This window comes from Phytohabitans rumicis, from assembly GCF_011764445.1.
Lineage (GTDB): Bacteria > Actinomycetota > Actinomycetes > Mycobacteriales > Micromonosporaceae > Phytohabitans > Phytohabitans rumicis.
This window is the reverse complement of sequence record NZ_BLPG01000001.1, coordinates 6,429,867-6,450,568: the sequence shown is the minus strand read 5'-3', so window position 1 is coordinate 6,450,568 and position 20,702 is coordinate 6,429,867. Positions and strand designations below refer to the sequence as shown.

Sequence of the window (20,702 nt, the reverse complement as noted above, 5' to 3'; positions counted from 1 at the left end):
GGTTTGTCTCCGGGGGTGAGTTGAATGTTCAACAGCACCGTGCCAGATGCAACTTGAAGCGTCAAGCGTGAGTCCCTCGTTACGCTGTACGCCATGGACGACCCGCCACAGCCGCGCTGGCTGACCAGTGAGGAGATGCAGACCTGGCTGGCGCTCGCCGGGATGATGATCCGGCTGCCGGCCGTCCTGGACGCGCAACTGCAACGGGACGCCGGGATCAGCCACTTCGAGTACCAGGTGCTGGCGGGCCTGTCCGAGGCGCCGGACCGCACGCTGCGGATGAGCATGCTGGCCGTGTTCGCCAACGGCTCGCTCTCCCGGCTGTCGCACGTGGTCAGCCGGCTGGAGCGGCGCGGCTGGGTACGCCGTGACCCCGACCCGAGCGACGGCCGGTTCACCCTGGCCACCCTCACCGGGGACGGCTGGGCGAAGGTCGTCGAGACCGCGCCGGGCCACGTCGAGGCCGTCCGCTCCTACGTCTTCGACCAGCTCACCAGGACCCAGACCCACCAGCTCCGCGACATCGGCCACCGCATCCTGTCGGCGACCGACCCGGACGGCTCCTGCCCCTCCGCCCGCTAGCTAGCTCCCCTCATAGCGGACCGCGTCGGCTGCCACCGTGCCGTCCACGGCGTAGGCGCCCACGACGCGTCCGGTGAAGGAGGCGGCGGTTTCGGCGGTGAGGTAGCGGCCGTCCAAGGTGGCCAGCGCTACCGGGCCCGCGGGGGTGTCGTAGCCCAGGCGGACGGTGTCGGAGGTGAGGGCGTCGAATCCGGCGGCGGCTACCGGGGCGGTCTCGATCCAGAGGGTCACCCGGGGCGTGTCGACCGGGGCCGTCCAGGTCTGCGTCAGGCCGGACAGCCTGCCCCGCGCCGTCACCAGGCCGTCGCCCACCTCGATGTCGTAGTGGTGGGCCTCGTCGTACCGCAGGGACAGGCCGCCCGTGCCGGCGCCGGCGTCGATCTCCGCGCTGAACCGCATGCGGTGGTGCCGCTGGCGGACGCCGACGAAGACCGGTCGCGGGTCGTCCATGCCGGTGCCCTCGCCGCGCAGTACGAGGCTTCCGGCGCGTACGTCGGCCACGTCGGCGGGGAGCCGGCGCACCGCGATCCAGTCGCCGTCCAGCCCCGAGCCCGTCAGGCTGACAGGCGCGGCCGGCTCGGTGAGGTGTACGGGCTCCGCGACCGGCCAGCCGTCCACCCAGGTGACCCGCGTGGCGAAGGTCTCCCGGCCCAGCGGCGAGAACGCCCGGGTCATCCCCAGGGTGCGCATGCCCAGCAGCACCATCGCCCACTCACCGTCCGGAGTGGACACCAGGTCGCCGTGGCCGGTGTTCTGGACGGGCCGGCTCGTGCTCCGGGCGGACAGGATCGGGTTGGCCGGCGCCCCTCGAACGGGCCGTCGGGCCGGCGGCCACGGGCGATGCTCACCGCGTGGCCGCGCTCGGTGCCGCCCTCGGCGATCATCAGGTACCACCAGCCGTCGCGCTGGTACAGGTGCGGCGCCTCGGGAAACATCAGGCCGGTCCCGGACCACATCGAGCGCGGCTCTTCCAGGGCCTTGGCCGCGTACGGGTCGATGCGCACCTGCTCGATGCCGTCGTGCGCGCCCATGTTGTCGCCGCTGAGCCGGAGCGCCGAGTACGTCAGGTAGCACGTGCCGTCCGCGTCCCAGGCGAGGTCCGGGTCGATGCCGTCGACGCCCTCGACCACCGCGCCGTCGCTCCACGGCCCGGCCGGGTCCGGCGCGGTGAACAGCAGCGTCCCCCGGCCGAGCGCGTCGGTGACCGCCACCCAGAAGAGCCCGTCGTGGTGCCGGATGGTGGGCGCCCACGCCCCGCCGCCGGTCGGCACCTGGCCGACCGCGAGCTGCTCGGGCCGGCCCACGACGTGGCCGACACGGGTCCAGGACACCAGGTCCCGGCTGTGAAAGACCGGGATGCCGGGCAGATACTCGAACGTCGAGCAGGCCAGGTAGTAGTCGTCGCCGACCCGGACCACGCTCGGGTCGGGGTAGAAGCCGGCGATCGTGGGGTTGGCGAGTCTCATGAGGGTGCCTCCGGTGGGATCGTGTGGGGCGGGCGCACGGGCGGGTACGGCTCGGGCTGGTACGGCAGCGTGACGGTGTGTTCGCCGGCGGCCAGCGGCATCGGCTCGCCGCCGGGCGGCTCCAGGACCGCGGTGGTGTTGGGCGGCACCACCACACGCACGGTCAGCTCACCGTCCGCAATGGACCAGCCGGCGGCGGCCATCCCGTACGGCGTCTCGTGCCGCGCCTCGGCACGGGTGAGCCCGCCGCCGGGGCGCGGGCGGATCAGCAGCCGGCGGTACCCGGGAGCGGCGGGGGCGAGCCCGGCGACCGTGCGGTGCAGCCAGTCCGCGATGGCCCCGAGCGCGTAGTGGTTGAACGAGGTCATCTCGCCCGGGTTGACGCTCCCGTCGGGCAGCATGCTGTCCCAGCGCTCCCACGTGGTGGTGGCGCCCATGGTGATCGGGTAGAGGAACGACGGGCAGCCCGTCTCCAGCAGCAGCCGGTACGCCACCTGGGTCTGGCCCAGGTCGTCCAGCGCGTCGGCGAGCAGCGGCGTGCCGACGAACCCGGTGCCGATGCGGTAGCCCCGCATGTGCACGAGCTCGGTCAGCCGGGCGCCGGCCCGCTCCCGCTGGGGCGCCCCGGGCAGGAGGTCGAAGCGCAGCGCGAGCGCGTACGCGGTCTGCGAGTCGCTGGCGACCCGCCCGCTCGGCGTGACGAACTCCCGTCCGAACGCCTCGCGCACCGAGTCCGCCAGTTCGCCGTACCGGCGCGCGTCGTCGGCGCGCCCGAGCAACCCGGCCACTGTGGACACGATCCGCGCGGAGCGGGCGAAGTACGCGGTGGCGACCAGCGACCCGTCGGTACGGCTGTCGGCGGGCGCGGCCGGCGGGGCGGTCGGGTCGAGCCAGTCGCCGAGCTGCAACTGCCTGTCCCACACCAGATCCGGGCCCGCGAGCTTGGCGACATGGTCGACCCAGGCCGTCATCCCCTCGTACTGGCGGCGCAGCAGCTCCAGGTCGCCGTACCGCTCGTACAGGACCCACGGCGCGATCGTGACCGCGTCGCCCCAGGCGGCCATCGCGTGCGGCCAGCCCAGGATGTCCGGCACCACGAGCGGCGGGATCCGGTCCGGTGTGGACAACTGATCCGCTTGCAGGTCGCGCAGCCAGGAGGCGAGCACGCCGGCGCAGTCGTACAGGTAGGCGGCGGTGGGCGCGAACACCTGCAGGTCGCCCGTCCAGCCGAGGCGTTCGTCGCGCTGCGGGCAGTCGGTCGGTACGTCGAGGAAGTTGCCCCGCATCGACCAGACGACGTTCTCGTGCAGCCGGTCCAGCAGCGGCTCGGAGCAGGAGAACCAGCCGGTCCGGCGCATGTCGCTGTGGCAGACGACCGCGGTGACGTCCTCGGGGCGCAGCTCGCCGGGCCACCCCTGCACCTCGGCGTAGCGGAAGCCGTGGAAGGTGAACGCCGGCTCCCACTCCTCCACGTCGCCGGTGCCGCGCAGGATGAACCGGTCCTCCGCCTTGCAGATCCGCAGCGGCCGGACGCACAGCTCGCCGTCCTCCAGGACCTCCGCGTGACGCAGCACGATCTCGGTGCCGGCCGCGCCGCGCGGGCGGATCCGCAGCCGGCCGACCAGGTTCTGTCCGAAGTCGACGATGGTGCGCCCGCTCGGCGAGGTGTGGATGCCGACCGGCTGGACCTCGCCGGTGCGGCGTACCGGAGGGCCATCGGGGGCCACCAACGGGCTCGCGTCGAGGGCGCCGGCGCGTACCAGATGCCAGGTGGAGTCGTCGAAGCCGGCGGCCGCCCAACCAGGGTGATCCGCGCGGGCGTCCTGCGTCTGTCCGTCGTAGATGCTGGCGTGGATGCCGCTGGGCGCGCAGCGCCAGGCGGCGTCGGTGCGGACGGTCTCGGACGTGCCGTCGGTGTATTCGATCTCCAGCTGGACCAGCAGCCCGGTGCGGTCGCCCCAGATGTCCCGCCGGCCGCCGCCGAAGCCGAGCCGGCCGCGGTACCAGCCCTCGGCGACCAGGGCGCCGATGGCATTATCTCCACTGTGGAGAGCGTCGGTGACGTCGTACGTCTGGTAGCGCAGCCGGTGGTGATAGCTGGTCCAGCCGGGCGCCAGGACGAGGTCGCCGAACGGTACGCCGCCCAGCCACAGCTCGTAGACGCCGTGCGCGGTGGCGTAGAGGCGGGCGCGGCGGACCGGCCCGCGGACGGTGAACGCGCGGCGGAAGGCGGGGACGCTTTCCGGCTCCGGGTCCCAGCCCGGCTCGATGAGGTCGGCGGTCCAGTCCTCGGGCCGGAGCAGCCCGGCCTCAACGGGGTACGCCGCGCTCCAGCCGGTGTCGCCGGCCGTCCCCCACGCGCGCACCTGCACCGCGGCGCGCTGGCGGGAGGCGAGCGGCGGCCCCGGCCAGGCGACCAGATGGGACTCGTCGTCGTCGATCCGGCCGCTGGTCCACGCGACCGTGCCGTCCGGGTGCAGCGCGCGGATCTCGTACGCCGTCTGGAACCAGCCGGGCGTGCCGGCGGACACCTGCCAGGAGACCCGCGGTGCGGCCTCGCCGATGCCCAGGGGGTGATGATGATGCTCGAAACGGACGTCGACGATGCCCACTATGTCGCCTCCGCTACCTCTACTGTTACGATTAAGTAGCTCCCCACGATACCGTGACGCGCGGTTCTGGCAAGATCAGGAGGATGGGCATGGCCGGCAGGCACGGCCGGGTCACGGCGGCCGACGTCGCGCGGGAGGCCGGCGTCTCCCCCACCACCGTCAGCTACGTGCTGAACAACGTGCCGCACCAGAAGATCCCGGACGAGACCCGCCAGCGCATCCACGCGGCCGTCGCCCGCCTGGGCTACAAGCCGTCCGCCGCCGCCCGCGCCCTGCGCCGCGGCCGCAGCGACATCGTGCTGCTGGTCATCCCGGACGTGCCGATCGGCGCCGCGGTGGCACAGATCGTGGAAAACCTGACCGAGGAGCTGGAGCCCAGGGGCCTGACCCTGATCTCCCGCAGCGAGCGGCACACCCCGCTGTCGGTGCTGTGGCAGGAGCTGATGCCGGCGGCCGTGGTCGCGCTCATCGAGCTCAACCCGGACGACCGGACCGCCATGCGGGCCGCCGGGATCCACGTGTTCGGCGCACTGCTGCGCCCCAGCTCGGACGAGGACACCACGCTGAGCGTCCCGCAACATCTGATCGGCCGGCTCCAGGTCGAGCACCTGGCCGCCACCGGACACCGGCACATCGGGTACGCGGGACCGGGTGACCCGCGCGTGCAGGCGTTCTACGACCTGCGGCTGGACGGCGCCCGCACGGCCTGCGTCGACCTGGGCCTGGACCTGCCGATCGTGCACGAGGTGCCGCTGGACGTCGCCGCGGCGGCGGCCGCGGTGCGTAGGTGGCGGGACGCGGACCCGCGGGTCACGGGGGTCTGCGCGTACAACGACGAGACCGCGTTCGCGCTGCTCGCCGGCGCGCGGGAGGTGGGCCTGGCGGTCCCCGCCGACCTCGCCGTGATCGGGGTGGACAACATCCCGCTGGCGCCGTTCACGCATCCGCCGCTGACCACGATCGACCAGAACGTCGCGATGTTCACCGGGCACCTCGCCGAAATGATCGTGAGCGGCATCGCCGGCAAGCACCCGCCGCGCGCCCCCGCTCCGAGTCGATTGCCCTGGTCATCCGCCAGTCGGCCTGAGTCACACCGGTCACCAGTCGATCAAATCCTGGTTAACTCTTGCGCCCCGTCCACACCGGGGCTACCTTACGGATACGTATCACTTCAACGTTTCAGTAATGCTCACGGGGGTTCGACCCGAGCGGAGTTTCCCTATGCGAAGACTTGTCTTGACGGCGGCCGCCACCGCCCTCACCCTCTTCGCCGCCGCTTGCGGCGGCGGCAGCGGCAGCAGTTCCAGCGGATCCGGCGCCGCCTCCGGCGGCACGCTCACCCTCGCCCCACTCGTCCAGGCCCAGCCGTGGGACCTCAAGGACGCCGGGCTCGGCAACAACACGCAGTACTACCAGCCGGTGTACGACTCGCTCCTGCGCCTGGATCCGCAGGCCAACCCGGTCGCCAACCTCGCCACCGAGTGGAGCTACGACGCCACCAACACGGTGCTGACGCTCAAGCTGCGTACCGACGTGAAGTTCACCGACGGCACCGCGTTCGACGCGAACGCCGTCAAGGTCAACCTGCTGCACACCAAGACCGGGACCAACGAGGCGGCCGGCCAGCTCAAGGCCGTCAAGACCGTCGACGCGGTGGACGCCAGCACCGCGAAGATCACGCTGTCGGTCCCCGACCCGTCGTTCGTGGCCAACCTGGGCTCGGTGGCCGGCATGATGGCCAGCCCCAAGGCGATCGAGGCCGGCACGCTGAAGACCGAGCCGGTCGGCTCCGGGCCGTACACGTTGGACAAGTCCGCGACCACGAGCGGCAGCGTCTACACCTTCGTCCGCAACCCCAGCTACTGGAACACCGCCGCCTTCCCGTACGACAAGATCGTGCTCAAGCCGCTGACCGACCCGACCGCCGTGCTCAACGCGCTGCGCTCCGGCCAGGTCAACGGCGCGGTGATCACCAACTCGAAGAACATCGCGCCGGCCAAGAGCAGCGGTCTGACCGTCACCGAGTACACGCCCGGCGATGTCGAAGGGCTGTACATCTGGGACCGCGGCGGCAAGATCGTCAAGGCGCTCGGCGACGTACGCGTCCGGCAGGCGCTCAACTACGCCTTCGACCGGGACGCGATCGTCAAGACCGCCCGGCAGGGCATGGGCCAGGTGACCGCGCAGGTCTTCAACCCCACCGGGTCGGCGTACGACGCGTCGCTGAACCAGAAGTACCCGTACGACCCGACCAAGGCCAAGCAACTGCTGGCCGAGGCGGGCTACCCCAACGGGTTCGAGGTCACCATGCCGGACCTGTCCGGCTTCTTCCCGGACCAGCAGGCGGCGCTGACCCAGCAACTGACGGACATCGGCGTCAAGGTCAAGCTCGACAAGGTGCCCGCGGACCAGGTCATCAGCTCGCTGCTGTCCGGCAAGTACGCGATGTCGTACTTCGTGCTCGCCTCGTTCCGGCCCTGGGACACCATCGTGATCCAGGCTCAGCCGGACTCGCTGTGGAACATCATGAAGTACTCCGACCCCACGGTCGACGGGCTGATCAAGCAGGCGCAGTCGGCCACCGGGGACGCGCAGGCCGCGCTCTACAAGCAGATCAACACCACGATGGTCGACCAGGCGTGGAACGCCCCGTGGGACTTCGTGGAGAACGCCTACGTGACCACCAAGGGCGTCGAGGTCACCCCGCAGGCGTACGCGGCGGTGCCACCGATCTACAACTTCAAGCCGGCCGGCTGACGTGATCGCCTTCCTCGTGCGCCGGATCGTGGCCGGCATCATCCTGGTCTTCGTCATCGCCACGGTGACGTTCGGCCTGATGAGCCTCACCGGTCAGGATCCGGCGCGCGCCATCACCGGGCAGACCGCGAGCCCGGAGCAGGTGTCGCAGAAGGCCGCCGAACTGGGGCTCGACCGGTCCCTGCCGGTCCGGTACGTCGACTGGCTGTCCCACGCGGTCCGCGGTGACCTGGGCTCCTCGTGGTTCACCAACGAGCCGGTCACCTCCGCGCTGAGCAACAAGCTGCCGGTCACGCTCTCCATCGTGCTGGCCGGCCTGCTGCTCTCCGCGGTCCTGTCCGTCGTCCTCGGGGTGGCCGCCGCGGTGCGCGGCGGCTGGCTCGACCGGGCGGTGCAGGGCCTGGCCATCCTCGGGTTCGCCGTGCCCAGCTTCCTCGTGGCGCTGCTACTGGCCCTGGTGGTGGCGGTGAAGCTGGGTTGGCTGCCGGCGACGGGCTACGTCCCGCTCGAACAGTCGCCCGGCGAGTGGCTCCGGTCGATCACCCTGCCGGCCGTCGCGCTCGCCGTCGGCGCGATCGCGGCGACCGCCCAGCAGGTACGCGGGTCCATGGTGGACGTGCTGCGCATGGACTACATCCGTACGCTGCGCAGCCGCGGCGTGAGCGAGCGCAGCCTGCTCTTCCGGCACGCGCTGCGCAACGCCGCCCCGCCCGCCCTCACCGTGCTGTCGTTGCAGTTCATCGGCCTGCTGAGCGGGGCGGTGGTGGTGGAGAAGGTGTTCGGCCTGGCCGGCATCGGCAGCGAGGCCAACTCGGCCGCCTCCCAGGGCGACGTGCCCATGGTGATGGGGGTGGTCGTGGTGATGGTGCTGATGGTGGTGCTGGTCAACCTCCTCATCGACATCGCGTACGGCTGGCTCAACCCGAAGGTGCGTGTCTCATGACCGTCCGCCGTCCCGGGCTCGCCCGCCGGCTGCTGCGCGACCCCGTCGCGATCGTCTGCCTCGCCGTACTCGGGCTGATCGTGGTGGCCAGCGCGCTCGCACCGGTCCTGAGTGGACACGACCCGAACACCTCGTCGCTGACCGACACGCTCGCGCCGATCAGCGGCGACCACCCGCTCGGCGCCGACGGCGTGGGCCGGGACGTGCTCGCCCGGCTGCTGTACGGCGGCCGCACGAGCCTGCTGGGCGCGCTCGTCGCGGTGGCCGTCGCGGTCACGCTGGGCGTGCCGACCGGGCTGCTCGCCGGCTACTACCGCCGGACCTTCGACGCCGTCAGCAGTTGGACGGCCAACCTGCTGATGGCCATCCCCGCGATCGTCGTGCTGCTGGTCGTGCTCGCCGTCGTCGGGCAGAACATGTACCTGGCCATGATGGTCTTCGGGGTGCTGATGGCGCCCGGCGTCTTCCGGCTGATCCGCGCCTCGGTGACGTCGGTCCGCGAGGAGCTCTACGTGGACGCCGCCCGGGTCTCCGGCCTCGGCGACGCCCGCATCATGCGCCGGCACATCCTGCCGGTCGTCATCGCGCCGACCATCATCCAGGCCGCCCAGATGTTCGGCCTGGCCATCGTCATCCAGTCCGGGCTCGAATTCCTCGGACTCGGCTCGGCCACCCAGGCGAGCTGGGGCGCGATGCTCAACGACGCGTTCGCCAACATCTACACCAAGCCCATCCTGCTGCTGTGGCCCGGCGCCGCGGTCGCGCTGACCGTCGCCGCCTTCGGGCTGCTCGGCAACGCCATGCGGGACGCGCTGGGCAGGCTTTCCAAGACGCCGGCCGGGTCCGCCCCGGCCCCCGCGTCGGCCACCGCCGCCTTGGACGACGACGGGCTTCTCGTCGTGCGCGACCTCCGGGTCTCGTACGCCACCGAGGTGGTCGGCGGGGTCTCGCTGACCGTACGCCGGGGCGAGGTGCTCGGGCTGGTCGGCGAGTCCGGCTCGGGCAAGACGCAGACGGCGTTCGCGGTCCTCGGGCTGCTGCCGCCGGAGGCGCGGGTATCGGGCCAGTTGGTCTTCGACGGCCAGAAGCTCAGCCCGGCGGCCGTGGCGAAGCTCCGCGGGCGGCGCATCGCGTACGTCCCGCAGGAGCCGATGTCCAACCTGGACCCGTCGTTCCGGATCGGCGCGCAGCTGACCGAGCCGATGCGCCGGCACCTGAAGCTCTCCCGGTCGGCGGCCCGCCGCAAGGCTCTCGACCTGCTCGCCCGGGTCGGCATCCAGGACCCGGAGCGGGTGTACGCGTCGTACCCGCACCAGATCTCCGGCGGGATGGCCCAGCGGGTGCTCATCGCCGGCGCCGTGTCCTGCGACCCCGACCTGCTGATCGCCGACGAGCCCACCACCGCCCTCGACGTGACGGTGCAGGCCGAGGTGCTGGACCTGATGCGCTCCCTGCAGAGCGAACGCCAGATGGGGATGATCCTGGTGACCCACAACTTCGGCGTGGTCGCCGACATCTGCGACCGGGTGGCCGTCATGCAGACCGGGCAGATCGTCGAGTCGGCGCCCGCGGCGGAGCTCTTCGCGAACCCGCAGCACCCGTACACCCGGATGCTGTTGGACTCCACGCTCGAAAACACCTCGCCGCGCGAGAAGGAGCCGGCATGAGCCTCCTTGAGGTAGACCAGCTCGTGGTGGAGTACCCGGGCAAGGGCTGGCGCCGGCCGGCGTTCCGGGCGCTGAAGGGCGTGTCGCTGAGCATCGGCACCGGCGAAACCCTCGGCCTGGTCGGCGAATCGGGCTCCGGCAAGACCACGCTGGGCCGCGCCGTCCTCGGCCTCGCGCCCGTCACCAGCGGCACGATCCGGTACGACGGGCAGGTCATCTCCGGGCTCAACCGGGCCCAGCGGCGCGCGCTCAGCGACGAGATCCAGGTCGTGTTCCAGGACCCGTACACGTCGCTGAACCCGGCGATGACCGTCAACGACATCCTTACCGAGCCGCTGCTGGTCACCGGCACCTCGCGGGCCGAGGCCGACCGCCGCGTCCGGGACCTGCTCGACCAGGTACGGCTGCCGTCGGATGCCGGGCAGCGACTGCCCCGCGAGTTCTCCGGCGGCCAGCGGCAGCGCATCGCCATCGCCCGCGCGCTGTCCCGCAACCCGCGGCTGATCGTCTGCGACGAGCCGGTCAGCGCGCTCGACCTGTCGACCCAGGCGCGGGTGCTCGACCTGTTCATCGAGATCCAGGAACGCACCGGAGTGGCGTACCTGTTCATCACGCACGACCTGGCCGTCGTGCGGCACATCAGCCACCGGGTGGCGGTGATGTACCACGGCGAGATCGTCGAGTCCGGCGACGCCGCGACCGTCACCCAGGCGCCCGAACACCCGTACACGCAACGGCTGCTGCTCGCCGCGCCGGTGCCCGACCCGCAACGGCAGGCACAGCGCCGCGCCGAACGCCAGCGGCTCGCTTTGTTGGAAGGACGCGCATGATCGACTTAGCCTCCCGGGTCGCCCGGCTCACGCTGGAGCAAAAGGTGCGCCTGCTGACCGGCGCGGACTTCTGGTCCCTGCACCCGGAGCCGGCGGTCGGTCTGGGCCGGCTGGTCGTCTCCGACGGCCCGGCCGGAGTACGCGGGGAGCGCTGGGACGAGCGCGACCCGTCGGCGAACGTGCCCTCCCCCACCGCGCTCGCCGCGACCTGGGACGAGGAACGCGTCGAACGCCTCGGGCGGCTGCTCGCCGCGGAGGCGCGCCGCAAGGGCGTACACGTCCTGCTCGCGCCGACGGTCAACCTGCACCGCACCCCGTACGGCGGCCGGCACTTCGAGTGCTTCAGCGAAGACCCGCTGCTGACCGCCCGGATCGGCGTGGCGTACGTGCACGGCCTGCAGCGGGCCGGCGTCGGCGCGACGGTGAAGCACTTCGTCGCCAACGACTCCGAGACCGAGCGCATGACGCTCGACGCCCAGGTGGACGAGCGGGCGCTGCGCGAGCTGTACCTGGCCCCGTTCGAGGCGATCGTCAACGAGGGCGGCGTGTGGTCGGTGATGGCCGCGTACAACGGCGTCAACGGCACGACCATGACCGAGAGTCCGCTGCTGCGCGAGATCCTGCACGAGGAGTGGGGCTTCGACGGCGTGGTCATGTCGGACTGGTTCGCCACCCGCTCCACCGAGCCGGCCGCGAACGCCGCGCTGGACCTGGTGATGCCGGGGCCGCACGGACCGTGGGGCGACGCGCTCGTGGCGGCCGTACGCGGCGGCAAGGTCGCCGAGTCTACTGTGGACGACAAGGTGCTGCGCCTGCTCCGCCTGGCCGCCCGGGTGGGTGCCCTCACCGATGCGCCTACGCCCCCGGCGGTGGCGGAAGCGGACATCGCCGTCGAGCTTCGGGACGCCGCGGCCGCTGGCTTCGTACTTGCCCGCAACGAGGATGCGCTGCTGCCGCTGGACCGGGCCGCGCTGCGTACGGTGGCGGTGCTCGGCCCCAACGCCAGCGTCGCCCGGACCCTCGGCGGGGGCAGCGCCACGGTCTTCCCGCCGTACACGGTGTCTCCTGTGGACGGTCTGCGTACCGCGCTCGGCGACGGCGTCGAGGTGACCCAGGCGATCGGCGTGCGCGCTCACACCCGTACCCCGGTGGCGCGGTCCACCTGGCTGGTGGCGCCCGACGGGCGGCCCGGCGTCGAGGTTCGATTCGTCGCCGCGGACGGGTCCGTCGTCGCCACCGAGCACCGCACCGGCGGGTCGTACACCTGGCTGGGAACGACTCTCCCCGAGGGGATCGCCCGCGTCGAGGTGCGCACCACGCTGCAGGCGACCGGGCCCGGACGGTACGAGGTCGGCTGCTCCGGCGTCGGCCGGTTCCGGCTGGCGCTGCGCGGCACCGAGGTCTTCGACACCACGCTGGCCCTGCCGGACGGCGCCGACATCGTCGAGGCGCTCATGACGCCGCCGCAGCGGACGCACCCGGTGCGGTTGGCCGCCGGCGAGACCGCGGACATCGTGCTCGTGCACGAACCGAACCAGCTGGGCATCGGGGTCATCTTCCAGCTCAACCTGGAGCCGCCGCACGGCACCGACGACGAGGAGATCGAGCGGGCGGTGGCGCTGGCCCGCGACGCCGACGTGGCGGTCGTGGTCGTCGGCACCACCGAGGAGGTGGAGAGCGAGGGCTTCGACCGGGGAACGCTGGCGCTGCCCGGCCGCCAGGACGAGTTGGTCCGGCGGGTCGCGCAGGCCAACCCGCGCACCGTGGTCGTGGTCAACGCCGGCGCGCCCGTGCTGCTGCCCTGGGCCGACGAGGTGGCGGCCGTGCTGCTGGCCTGGTTCCCCGGTCAGGAGTTCGGCAACGCGCTGGCCGACGTGCTGCTGGGCGTCGCCGAGCCGGGCGGCCGGCTGCCCACCACCTGGCCGCGCACCGAGCACGGGCTGCCGGACACCCGCCCGGTCGGCGGCGTCCTCAAGTACGGCGAAGGGCTGGCCGTGGGCTACCGGGCCGCCGTCGCGGACGGCGTGCGCTACCCGTTCGGCCACGGGCTCGGCTACACGACGTGGGAGTACGTGTCTGCCGATGCCGCTGGCGGCGTACTCCACGTCCGGCTCCGCAACACCGGCCCGCGCGCCGGCCGCGAGGTCGTCCAGGTGTACGCGAGCCGCCCCGGCAGCGCGATCGACCGCCCCTCGCGGTGGCTCGTCGGGTTCGCCGCCGTGACCGCCGGTCCCGGCGAGGAGGCCGTCGCGACGGTTGCCGTGCGGGAGCGGGCGTTCCAGCACTGGGACACCGAGCGGCATGCTTGGTCGGTGGAGCCCGGCGCGTTCCAGCTCCACATCGGAGGGTCGTCGGTCGACCTGCCGCTGTCGCTCACCACGGAGGCACTGTGATCACCCCACGCGCCAGAGTCATCACCGACAACGACTACTGCGGCGACCCGGACGGGCTGGTGCAGCTGGTGCACCAACTACTCTCCCCGTCGGCCGAGCTACGCGGCGTCATCGGCTCGCACCTCGCGGCGGACGACCCGTTCATGCCGGCGCCCGACACGGCGGCCCAGTCGTACCAGCGGGTCACCGAGGTGCTGTCCATCATGGAGCGCACCGTGCCGGCGTACCAGGGGTCCAATGTGGGGCTTGCCGACCGGCGGACACCGCAACCGTCCGCCGGTGCCGAGGCCATCGTCGCCGAGGCCATGCGCACCGACACCGACCTGCCGCTGTACGTCACGTTCGGCGGCGGGCTGACCGAGCTCGCCAGCGCGTACCTGATGGAGCCGCGCATCGCCGACCGGCTGACCGCGATCTGGATCGGCGGCCCCGAGCACCCGGACCTGGCGCCGCCGCCACCGGACACGCCCGGCCGCGAGTACAACCTCAACATCGACCCGCTGGCCGCCCAGGTCGTCTTCAACGAGTCGCCGATCCCGCTGTGGCAGGTGCCCCGCAACGCGTACCGGCAGGCGCTGGTCACCATGGCCGAGTTGGAGGTCCACCTCCGCCCGGCGGGCAAGATCGGCGCGCACCTGTACGACAGCATCTGCCGCGTCTTCGAACTGGCGTCCGGTGCCGGGCTCAACCTCGGCGAGACCTACATCCTCGGCGACAGCCCGCTCGTGCTCCTGTCGACGCTGCAATCCTGTTTCCACCCCGACCCGTCATCCAGCCGGTACGTCCAACGCCCCACCCCGCGCATCGACGACGACGGCAACTACCAGCCGCGCGAGGACGGCCGCCCGATCCGCGTCTACACCGACCTGGACATCCGCGTCATGGTCCAAGACTTCTACGCCAAGCTGGCCCTAGCCCGCTCGGCCTAGCCCGCCCGGCCCCGCTCGGACGCCGCCCCGCTCGGACGCGTCGATCAAGGACTTCCGCGTCGATCAAGGGCAAACGGCCGTGGTTTGGAGATCAAAGCACGACCATTCGCCCTTGATCGACGGGCAAGTCCTTGATCGACGGGCAAGTCCTTGATCGGCGCGGGCGGGGTCAGGTGGGGGTGGACATGAGGGTTTCGGCGGCGTCGACCAAGAGGCGGCGGGCGGAGCGGATGGCCGACAGGGTTTCCTGCAACAGGTACTCGGTGGTGAGCGGCCGGTCGGCGTACTCGGTGCCCAGCCCGACCGTGTCCAGGTCGACCCCGAACGGGAGGTAGAGCCGCCGCAGCCCGTCGAACGTCTGGAACGGCACGAACACCTGCGTGGTCACCACGAGCACGCGCTGCCCTAGCCGGGGCTGGGCGCAGCGCGCCCACAGGCCGAAGGTGTCCGAGGTGTCCGGACGGTACGGGGGCGGCCGGTGCTGGCCGACAGCACCGAGCCGATGACCCGGCCGTCGCTCTCGATCAGCGTCGCCTGCCGCTCGTGGGTGTACGCGGGCGGCGTCTCGTCGGCGCCCTCCGCGCCCTGGGCGAGCCACTTCGGGCACCGCTGGTCCGCGGACGGGCAGCCGCACAGGAAGGTGACCTCCGACGCGGCCAGCCCGAACTCGGCCCGGACCGCTCCGATCATGAGGCCGAACTCGTCGGTCGCCTCCGGGGCGTACTCGGCGGTCGCCACGTGCTCGGGCGGGTCCTCGATGAGGAACCGCGGGCTGCCCAGGAAGCTGATCTCGCCGAGATCCACGCCGGTCGCCCGGAACCGCGCCGCGAGGCGGGCGCGTAGCAGCGGCGACCGGTAGCCGCCGCCGAGCACGAGCGTCTTCTCGTAGCTGGCGAACCGCGGCGGCCGCGCCTCGACCAGCCCCAGCTCGGTGGTCAGCGCGAGCACGCGCGCCCGCGTCTGCTGGCTGAACGCGCCGTCCACGGCCTGCGACCGTTCCCGGTAGCCGGATCCGTCGCGGGTCCGGAAGTTGAAGTGCGCCGCCGCGGTGCGCTCGACGGACAGCGTGCGGCGCAGCACCTCGACCTGGTCGGGCGTCAGGCCCCGCGGCACGGAGTCCGCCGCCTGGAACACCGCCTCCAGCCACTCCGGCAGCTCCTCGTTGAGGTGCAGCCAGCTCGTCCAGTCGGCCGGCGGCGCCGCGGTCGCCTGGTCGAACAGGCCCAGCAATCCGGCCATCGGATCGCTGGACATCCACTGCTCGACGGTGGCGAACGCGTGCGCCGCCCGCTCGACCGTGTTCGGTGCCGCCGCTGCCGTGGGCAAGGTCGCGTCCGTCACGCCCCGCACAGTACCGCGCGGAGGTCAGCCGGTTGCGGCACGCCGTTCGGCCTGGTCATCGTATGTGTTGAACATCGTGGACTCCGTACCGGCGCAGCAGGGTGAGCGTGGCGTCGCCTCGTCAACGACGTCCTCGTTTTCGTTCGCTACGACCGCCCTCGCGGCCGACTCGGCCCAGCTCATTCCCCAACCTTCCCCGCAGTTGTGCTCCTGCAAGTAAGTCCCGGATGGCGTGCGACAACTCGTTTGATCGGCGCATCAGTTCATCCAAATGATTGAGCACCATTGACTACCGAGAGTCATGGTCACATCACAGTGGACGTTCCCGGTCGTGCTGACGTCGTGCTGATCCGGTGCGAAGACCCGACCCGCACGCTGCCGGTGGCCGTTGACCACGGCCCCCGGCCGGACCCGCGGCCGGTTCGGCACCGGTTCAGGAAGGACCATCATGAACAGACGCACCAGCCTCGCGGCCGCGGCCATCACCGCGGTGGCATCGGTAGGACTGGCGCTCGCCGCCGCGACGCCCGCCCACGCCGCCGGACCCTGCGAAGAACCGACCGTCGCGGGCCTCGTGATCAACGGCGGCCCCGGCGCCGACGTCCTGATCGGAGGCGCCGGCAGCGACACCATCAACGGGTTCGGCGGCAACGACATCATCCTCGGCCTCGGCGGCGACGACATCCTCAACGGCGGCGACGGCGACGACGTGATCGACGGTGGCGACGGCCTCGACACCGTCAACGGGCAGAACGGCGACGACGACCTCTCCGGCGGCCGCTGCAACGACGACGTCAACGGCAACAACGGCGACGACTGGGCCGACGGCAACGACGGCGCCGACACGATGAGCGGCGGCGACGGGCCCGACAACGTCAACGGCAACGACGGACCCGACACGGTGGACGGCAACGACGGCGACGACGGTCTGACCGGCGGCAACGGCGACGACGTCGTCAGTGGCGGCAACGGGGTGGACAACGCCGTCGGCGACGACGGCGCGGACGAGGTCTACGGCAACGACGACGCCGACACCGTGAACGGCGGGAACGGGGCGGACTACCTGCGCGGCGGCAACGGCGACGACCTGGTCCTCGCCGGCGACGGCGAGGACGACGCGGCGGGCGGCGACGGTGCGGACTCCGTACACGGCGACGACGCCGACGACGTGCTGGCCGGCAACGACGGACCCGACCTGCTCTTCGGCGGGTTCGGCACCGACGACGGCGACGGTGGCCTGGGCAACGACACCTGCTTCGCGGACGTGGAGAACCCGACGAGCTGCTGACGCAAGCCACGCCCCGCCCGACCGCGGACACCGGCCGGGCGGGGCGTTCCGTCGAGCGGCCGGTGAAGCCGGATTGAAGCCGGCGGGCGCTACGGTCACCGCGTGTCGCGCCGGACGGCCGTTGCAGCGGGATTGCAGCGGTTCTCCAGCCACCCGGGTCAGCATGCCCGCTGAGCTCGGCGAGCGGAGGATCGGTGACCGACATGGTGTTGCTCAGCGACGAGCGGATCGCCGCGGTGCCCGTACGGGACCGCGGTGAGCCGCTGGTCGACCTGCGAACGGTGGGAGAGCTCGAGGTGGACGACCTGCAGGCCGACCCCGACGGCTGGTACGCCCGGGTGCGCGCCGGGGTCGCGGAACGCCTGCGTACCGCCCAACGTGCCCTACCCGCCGGGTACCGGCTGGTGGTCGTCGAGGGCTACCGGCCGCCGGAGTTGCAGCGGCGGTACTTCGACGAGCACGTCGCGCGCCTCACCGAGCGGTACGGCGGCTTGCCGGCGCGCCTGGTACGCGAGCGGGCCAGCGCGTACATCGCGCCGCCGGAGGTGGCACCGCATCCGACCGGTGGCGCGGTGGACGTCACGCTGCGCGGCCCGGACGGGTCGCTGTGCTGGCTGGGCACCGAGGTGAACGCGTCGCCCGAGGACAGCGACGGGGCGTGCTACACGGACGCGCCGAACATCTGCGCGCGGAGCAGCGCCAATCGCGCGACGCTGCGGGCCGCGATGGCCGCGGGCGGCTTCGTCAACTACCCCACCGAGTGGTGGCACTGGTCGTACGGGGAGCGGTACTGGGCGTTCGTGACCGGCGCGGCATCCGCGCGGTACGGCCCGCTGGCGCCGGCATGGGGGGTCGATGGAGTTCCGCCTCCTCGGCACGCCTGAGGTTTGGCTGGACGGCCGGCGGCTGGAGTTGAGCCCCGGCAAGCCGATGGCGCTGCTGGTGGCCGGCCTGCTCCGGGCGAACCGGATCGTGTCGACGTCGTCGCTGGTGGACGCGATCTGGGGCGATGCCCCGCCGGCGACCGCCGCCGGGCTGGTCCAGTCGTACGTGTCGCACCTGCGGCGCAGCCTGCACACCGGCGGCCGGCAGGTCATCGTGACCCGCCCACCCGGGTACCTCTTCGACGTGGCCGCGGACGCCGTCGACGTGGCCCGGTTCGAGGCCCTCACCGCCGACGGGCGCGCGGCGGCGGCCGGCGGCCGGTACGGGCCGGCGGCCGAGATGCTGCGGTCGGCGCTGGCGATGTGGCGGGGACCCGCGCTGGACGGCCTCACGAGCCCGGTCCTGCGGCAGGCGGCCGACGGTTTGGAGGAGCTGCGCCTGACCGTCACCGAGGAACGGGTCGACGCGGAGCTGCGGCTGGGGCGGCTGGCCGCGCTCGCCGCGGAGCTCGCCACGCTGGTGACCGCGTACCCGCTGCGGGAGACGCTGCGCGCGCAACAGATGCTCGTGCTGTACCGGCTGGGCCGGCAGGCCGACGCGCTGGAGGCGTACCGCAAGGCCCGGCAGGTGCTGCGCGAGGAACTGGGCGTGGAGCCCGGCGTGGAACTGCGCCGGTTGCACCAGGCCATCCTGACCGAGGACCCGTCCCTGGCACCGCCGGCCGTCGGGGACGTCACGGTCGCCGCGCCCGACGAACCGGCCGAAGACGCCGACCGCGGCGCACCGGCCCGGGTACCCCGGCAGCTGCCGACCCAGCCGGGCGAGCTGATCGGCCGCGACCGGGAGGCGGCGGTGCTCGTCGCGGCGCTGCGCGGCGCGGCGGCCGGCGACCGGGCCATGTGCTGCGCCATCACCGGCAAGGCGGGCAGCGGCAAGACCGCCCTGGCGAACGCGGTCGCCCACGCGGTGAGCGAAGCGTTCCCGGACGGCCAGCTGTACGCCGCGTTCGGCGGAACCGGAAGCGGAGCCGGAGCCGGGATGGCGGAGGCCCGCGAGGTCCTCGGCGCGTTCCTGCGCGCGCTCGGCGAACCGGCGGCGCAGCTACCCGAGTCCATTGAGGAGCGAGCCGCCCTCTTCCGCAGCCGCACCGCCGGACGCCGGGTGCTCGTCGTGCTGGACAACGCCGGCTCGGAAGCGCAGATCCGGCCGCTGCTACCGGCCCACGCCGGCAGCGCGGTGCTGCTCACCAGCCGCACCGCACTACTGGGCCTGGAGGCCCAATGGCACCTCGCGCTGGACGTACTGCGGCCGGACGACGGGCTCAAGCTGCTGTCCCGGCTGGCCGGGGACGACCGGGTGGCGGCCGAGCCGGACGCGGCCGAGGAGATCGTCCGGCTGTGCGGCGGCCTCCCGCTGGCGATCCGCACGGTCGGCGCCCGGCTGGCCCTGCGGCAGCGGTGGCCGCTCAGTGTGCTGGCCGGCCGGCTCCGCGACGAGCACCGGCGCCTCGACGAGCTGGTGGCCGGCGACCTGGAGGTACGGGCCAGCCTGCAACTGAGCTACGGCAGCATGGCCGACCCGGTCCGGCTGGCCTTCCGCCGGCTCGGCGTGGTCGGCCCGGCCCAGTTCTCCCCCTGGCTACTCGCCCCGCTGCTCGACGTGGGCGCCGACAAGGCCGAGTACGTCGCCGACCTGCTCACCGACGCCCTGCTCATCGACGCCACCGGGATCACCGGCGACGGCCAGCCGCGCTACGGCATCCACGAGCTGACCCGCCTGTTCGCCCGCGAACGCGCCGACGCCGAAGAGCCCGTCGATGAGCAGCGCCGGGCGCTGACCCGCCTCGCCGAGTCGCTGCTGAGCATGGTCGAGGAGGTGCGGACGCGTACGCCGAGCGACGCCCAGACGTGGCTGGACCAGGAGCGCTCCCTGCTCGTCCAGACCGTCGTCCGGGCCAGCCAGCTGGGCCTGCACCGGCCGGCGTGCCAGCTGAGCGCGGCGCTGCTGTCCTCGTTCCGGCTGCGCAACAGCTTCGACGCGTGGTGGCGCACGCACGACGCGGCACTCACCGCCGCCAAGGCCGCGGGCGACCGGCTCAGCGAGGCCATCCTCCTACGTGGACTCGGACATCTCCGGTACGAGCAGGACCGCCTGGACGACGCCGTGGCGTACTACGACGGCGCGCTCTCCCTCTTCCGGGCCGAGGGCGACCCGCGCGGCGAGGCCGACTGCCTCATCGGCATGGCCGCCGCACACCGCGAGCGGGGCCGGTTCGGGCCGGCGCGGGACCTGCTCGCGGACGCGGGCCAGATCTGCGCACGCCTCGACGACAGCGCCGGCCTGGCCGAGTGCGCGTACGGCATCGGCTACATCGACCGGGAGGTCGGCGACTTCGCCGGCTCCCTGGCGGCGCTGGACCGCGCGCTGGCCGCGTACCGGACGGCCGGCGACCCCCGTGGCGAGGGCCTGACCCTGCGCTCGATGGCCATCACCCACCGGGCCGCCGGTGCGCTAGCCGACGCCGAACGGCTGTCGGTGCGGGCGATCGCCGTGCTCACCGACATCGGCGACGAGCTGCTCCTGGCGTACGGCCGGCAGAGCCTGGCGAAGGTCCACATGAGACAAGGACGGGGCGAGCTCGCGGCCGAGCCCTTGCGGGACGCGCTCGCCGTCTGCACCGCGCTCGACGACCGCTTCGGCGTGGCCCTGGTGAACCGGACCATCGGCGAGCTGCACCTGGCCAGCGGCGACCTCGACCGGGCCGTCGAGCCGTTGTACGCCGCGCGGGCGTGCTGGGCCGCGATGGGCCTGGACCTCTTCCGCGCCCGCGCCGAGCGGGACCTCGCGGAGCTCCACCGGCGCCGCGGCGACCACGCCACCGCGGGCGAGTTGCGCGCGCAGGCGCTCGCCACGTTCGAGCGGTACGGCAGCCGGGAGCGGGCCGAGCTGGCGGCACCGCGGGACTGAAGCGCGCCTGCGGCGGCGGTGCAGGCGCTTTGCAGGGCTTCT

15 protein-coding genes and 3 pseudogenes are annotated in these 20,702 nt (G+C 72.6%); 12 read left to right on the top strand and 6 right to left on the bottom strand.

Annotated features, from left to right (window positions below; all coding sequences use genetic code 11):
• Nucleotides 1-93: 93 nt before the first annotated feature.
• Nucleotides 94-582, top strand: a complete 489-nt coding sequence (locus Prum_RS29495) for a MarR family winged helix-turn-helix transcriptional regulator (protein ID WP_173079441.1) — start codon at nt 94-96, stop codon at nt 580-582.
• Here the strand turns inward: Prum_RS29495 and Prum_RS52065 are convergent, their stop codons facing one another.
• The 3 genes and pseudogenes from Prum_RS52065 to Prum_RS29485 all read right to left on the bottom strand — a co-directional run bounded on the left by Prum_RS52065 (nt 583) and on the right by Prum_RS29485 (nt 4,660).
• Nucleotides 583-1,257: a beta-xylosidase family glycoside hydrolase gene (locus Prum_RS52065; RefSeq protein ID WP_246278631.1), complete on the bottom strand. Its 675-nt coding sequence runs from the start codon at nt 1,255-1,257 to the stop codon at nt 583-585.
• Nucleotides 1,246-2,048 (bottom strand): annotated as a pseudogene (locus Prum_RS52060) (glycoside hydrolase family 43 protein); the annotation flags it as partial. The gene Prum_RS52065 and the pseudogene Prum_RS52060, both read right to left, overlap by 12 nt.
• Nucleotides 2,045-4,660, bottom strand: coding sequence for a family 78 glycoside hydrolase catalytic domain (locus Prum_RS29485; protein WP_173079440.1), 2,616 nt, complete (start codon nt 4,658-4,660; stop codon nt 2,045-2,047). The pseudogene Prum_RS52060 and the gene Prum_RS29485, both read right to left, overlap by 4 nt.
• A gap of 83 nt (nt 4,661-4,743) precedes the next feature.
• On the opposite strand from Prum_RS29485, the pseudogene Prum_RS55220 reads away from it, so the two are divergent.
• Nucleotides 4,744-4,857 (top strand): annotated as a pseudogene (locus tag Prum_RS55220) (LacI family DNA-binding transcriptional regulator); the annotation flags it as partial.
• Nucleotides 4,858-4,904: 47 nt separating this feature from the next.
• Here the strand turns inward: Prum_RS55220 and Prum_RS52055 are convergent.
• Nucleotides 4,905-5,219, bottom strand: coding sequence for a hypothetical protein (locus Prum_RS52055; RefSeq protein ID WP_246278169.1), 315 nt, complete (start codon nt 5,217-5,219; stop codon nt 4,905-4,907).
• Here Prum_RS52055 and Prum_RS55215 point away from each other — a divergent pair.
• The 7 genes and pseudogenes from Prum_RS55215 to Prum_RS29450 form a co-directional block, all read left to right on the top strand.
• A pseudogene (locus Prum_RS55215) lies at nt 5,104-5,643 on the top strand (substrate-binding domain-containing protein); the annotation flags it as partial. The gene Prum_RS52055 and the pseudogene Prum_RS55215 sit on opposite strands and share 116 nt — an antisense overlap.
• 238 nt (nt 5,644-5,881) lie before the next feature.
• Nucleotides 5,882-7,417 (top strand): ABC transporter substrate-binding protein, encoded by a 1,536-nt coding sequence (locus Prum_RS29475; protein ID WP_173079439.1) that lies wholly within the window; start codon nt 5,882-5,884, stop codon nt 7,415-7,417.
• 1 nt (nt 7,418) lies between these two features.
• On the top strand, nt 7,419-8,360 hold the full coding sequence (locus Prum_RS29470) for an ABC transporter permease (protein ID WP_173079438.1): 942 nt from the start codon (nt 7,419-7,421) through the stop codon (nt 8,358-8,360).
• Entirely contained in the window at nt 8,357-10,027 is a 1,671-nt protein-coding gene (locus Prum_RS29465) for a dipeptide/oligopeptide/nickel ABC transporter permease/ATP-binding protein (protein WP_173079437.1), read from the top strand. Before Prum_RS29470 ends, Prum_RS29465 begins: the two co-directional genes overlap by 4 nt.
• Entirely contained in the window at nt 10,024-10,857 is an 834-nt protein-coding gene (locus tag Prum_RS29460; protein WP_173079436.1) for an ATP-binding cassette domain-containing protein, read from the top strand. Before Prum_RS29465 ends, Prum_RS29460 begins: the two co-directional genes overlap by 4 nt.
• Complete coding sequence (locus Prum_RS29455; protein WP_173079435.1) at nt 10,854-13,250, top strand: beta-glucosidase; 2,397 nt, start codon at nt 10,854-10,856, stop codon at nt 13,248-13,250. The genes Prum_RS29460 and Prum_RS29455 overlap by 4 nt, the downstream gene beginning before the upstream one ends.
• Nucleotides 13,247-14,179, top strand: coding sequence for a nucleoside hydrolase (locus Prum_RS29450; protein ID WP_173079434.1), 933 nt, complete (start codon nt 13,247-13,249; stop codon nt 14,177-14,179). The genes Prum_RS29455 and Prum_RS29450 overlap by 4 nt, the downstream gene beginning before the upstream one ends.
• Before the next feature lie 169 nt (nt 14,180-14,348).
• On the opposite strand, the gene Prum_RS29445 is transcribed toward Prum_RS29450, so the two are convergent.
• Both Prum_RS29445 and Prum_RS29440 read right to left on the bottom strand, forming a co-directional pair.
• Nucleotides 14,349-14,576 carry a hypothetical protein gene (locus Prum_RS29445; RefSeq protein ID WP_218577384.1) on the bottom strand — a complete coding sequence of 76 codons (228 nt, stop codon included), beginning with the start codon at nt 14,574-14,576 and terminating at the stop codon, nt 14,349-14,351.
• Between the two features lie 8 nt (nt 14,577-14,584).
• Nucleotides 14,585-15,520, bottom strand: coding sequence for a hypothetical protein (locus tag Prum_RS29440; protein ID WP_173079432.1), 936 nt, complete (start codon nt 15,518-15,520; stop codon nt 14,585-14,587).
• A 448-nt stretch (nt 15,521-15,968) separates the two neighbouring features.
• On the opposite strand from Prum_RS29440, the gene Prum_RS29435 reads away from it, so the two are divergent.
• From Prum_RS29435 to Prum_RS29425, 3 genes are all read left to right on the top strand, one after another.
• Nucleotides 15,969-16,808 carry a calcium-binding protein gene (locus Prum_RS29435; RefSeq protein ID WP_173079431.1) on the top strand — a complete coding sequence of 280 codons (840 nt, stop codon included), beginning with the start codon at nt 15,969-15,971 and terminating at the stop codon, nt 16,806-16,808.
• 203 nt (nt 16,809-17,011) lie between these two features.
• On the top strand, nt 17,012-17,692 hold the full coding sequence (locus Prum_RS29430; protein ID WP_218577754.1) for a M15 family metallopeptidase: 681 nt from the start codon (nt 17,012-17,014) through the stop codon (nt 17,690-17,692).
• Complete coding sequence (locus Prum_RS29425) at nt 17,664-20,660, top strand: AfsR/SARP family transcriptional regulator (RefSeq protein WP_173079429.1); 2,997 nt, start codon at nt 17,664-17,666, stop codon at nt 20,658-20,660. The genes Prum_RS29430 and Prum_RS29425 overlap by 29 nt, the downstream gene beginning before the upstream one ends.
• Nucleotides 20,661-20,702 lie beyond the last annotated feature (42 nt).

Bases quoted from the DNA above. Each gene is read 5' to 3' on its own strand.
- Prum_RS29460 (WP_173079436.1), top strand. From the start codon at position 10,024: ATGAGCCTCCTTGAGGTAGACCAGCTCGTGGTGGAGTACCCGGGCAAG.
- Prum_RS52065 (WP_246278631.1), bottom strand. From the start codon at position 1,257: ATGACCCGGGCGTTCTCGCCGCTGGGCCGGGAGACCTTCGCCACGCGG.
- Prum_RS29425 (WP_173079429.1), top strand. From the start codon at position 17,664: ATGGAGTTCCGCCTCCTCGGCACGCCTGAGGTTTGGCTGGACGGCCGG.
- Prum_RS29455 (WP_173079435.1), top strand. From the start codon at position 10,854: ATGATCGACTTAGCCTCCCGGGTCGCCCGGCTCACGCTGGAGCAAAAG.
- Prum_RS29430 (WP_218577754.1), top strand. From the start codon at position 17,012: ATGGTGTTGCTCAGCGACGAGCGGATCGCCGCGGTGCCCGTACGGGAC.
- Prum_RS29435 (WP_173079431.1), top strand. From the start codon at position 15,969: ATGAACAGACGCACCAGCCTCGCGGCCGCGGCCATCACCGCGGTGGCA.
- Prum_RS29475 (WP_173079439.1), top strand. From the start codon at position 5,882: ATGCGAAGACTTGTCTTGACGGCGGCCGCCACCGCCCTCACCCTCTTC.
- Prum_RS29465 (WP_173079437.1), top strand. From the start codon at position 8,357: ATGACCGTCCGCCGTCCCGGGCTCGCCCGCCGGCTGCTGCGCGACCCC.
- Prum_RS29495 (WP_173079441.1), top strand. From the start codon at position 94: ATGGACGACCCGCCACAGCCGCGCTGGCTGACCAGTGAGGAGATGCAG.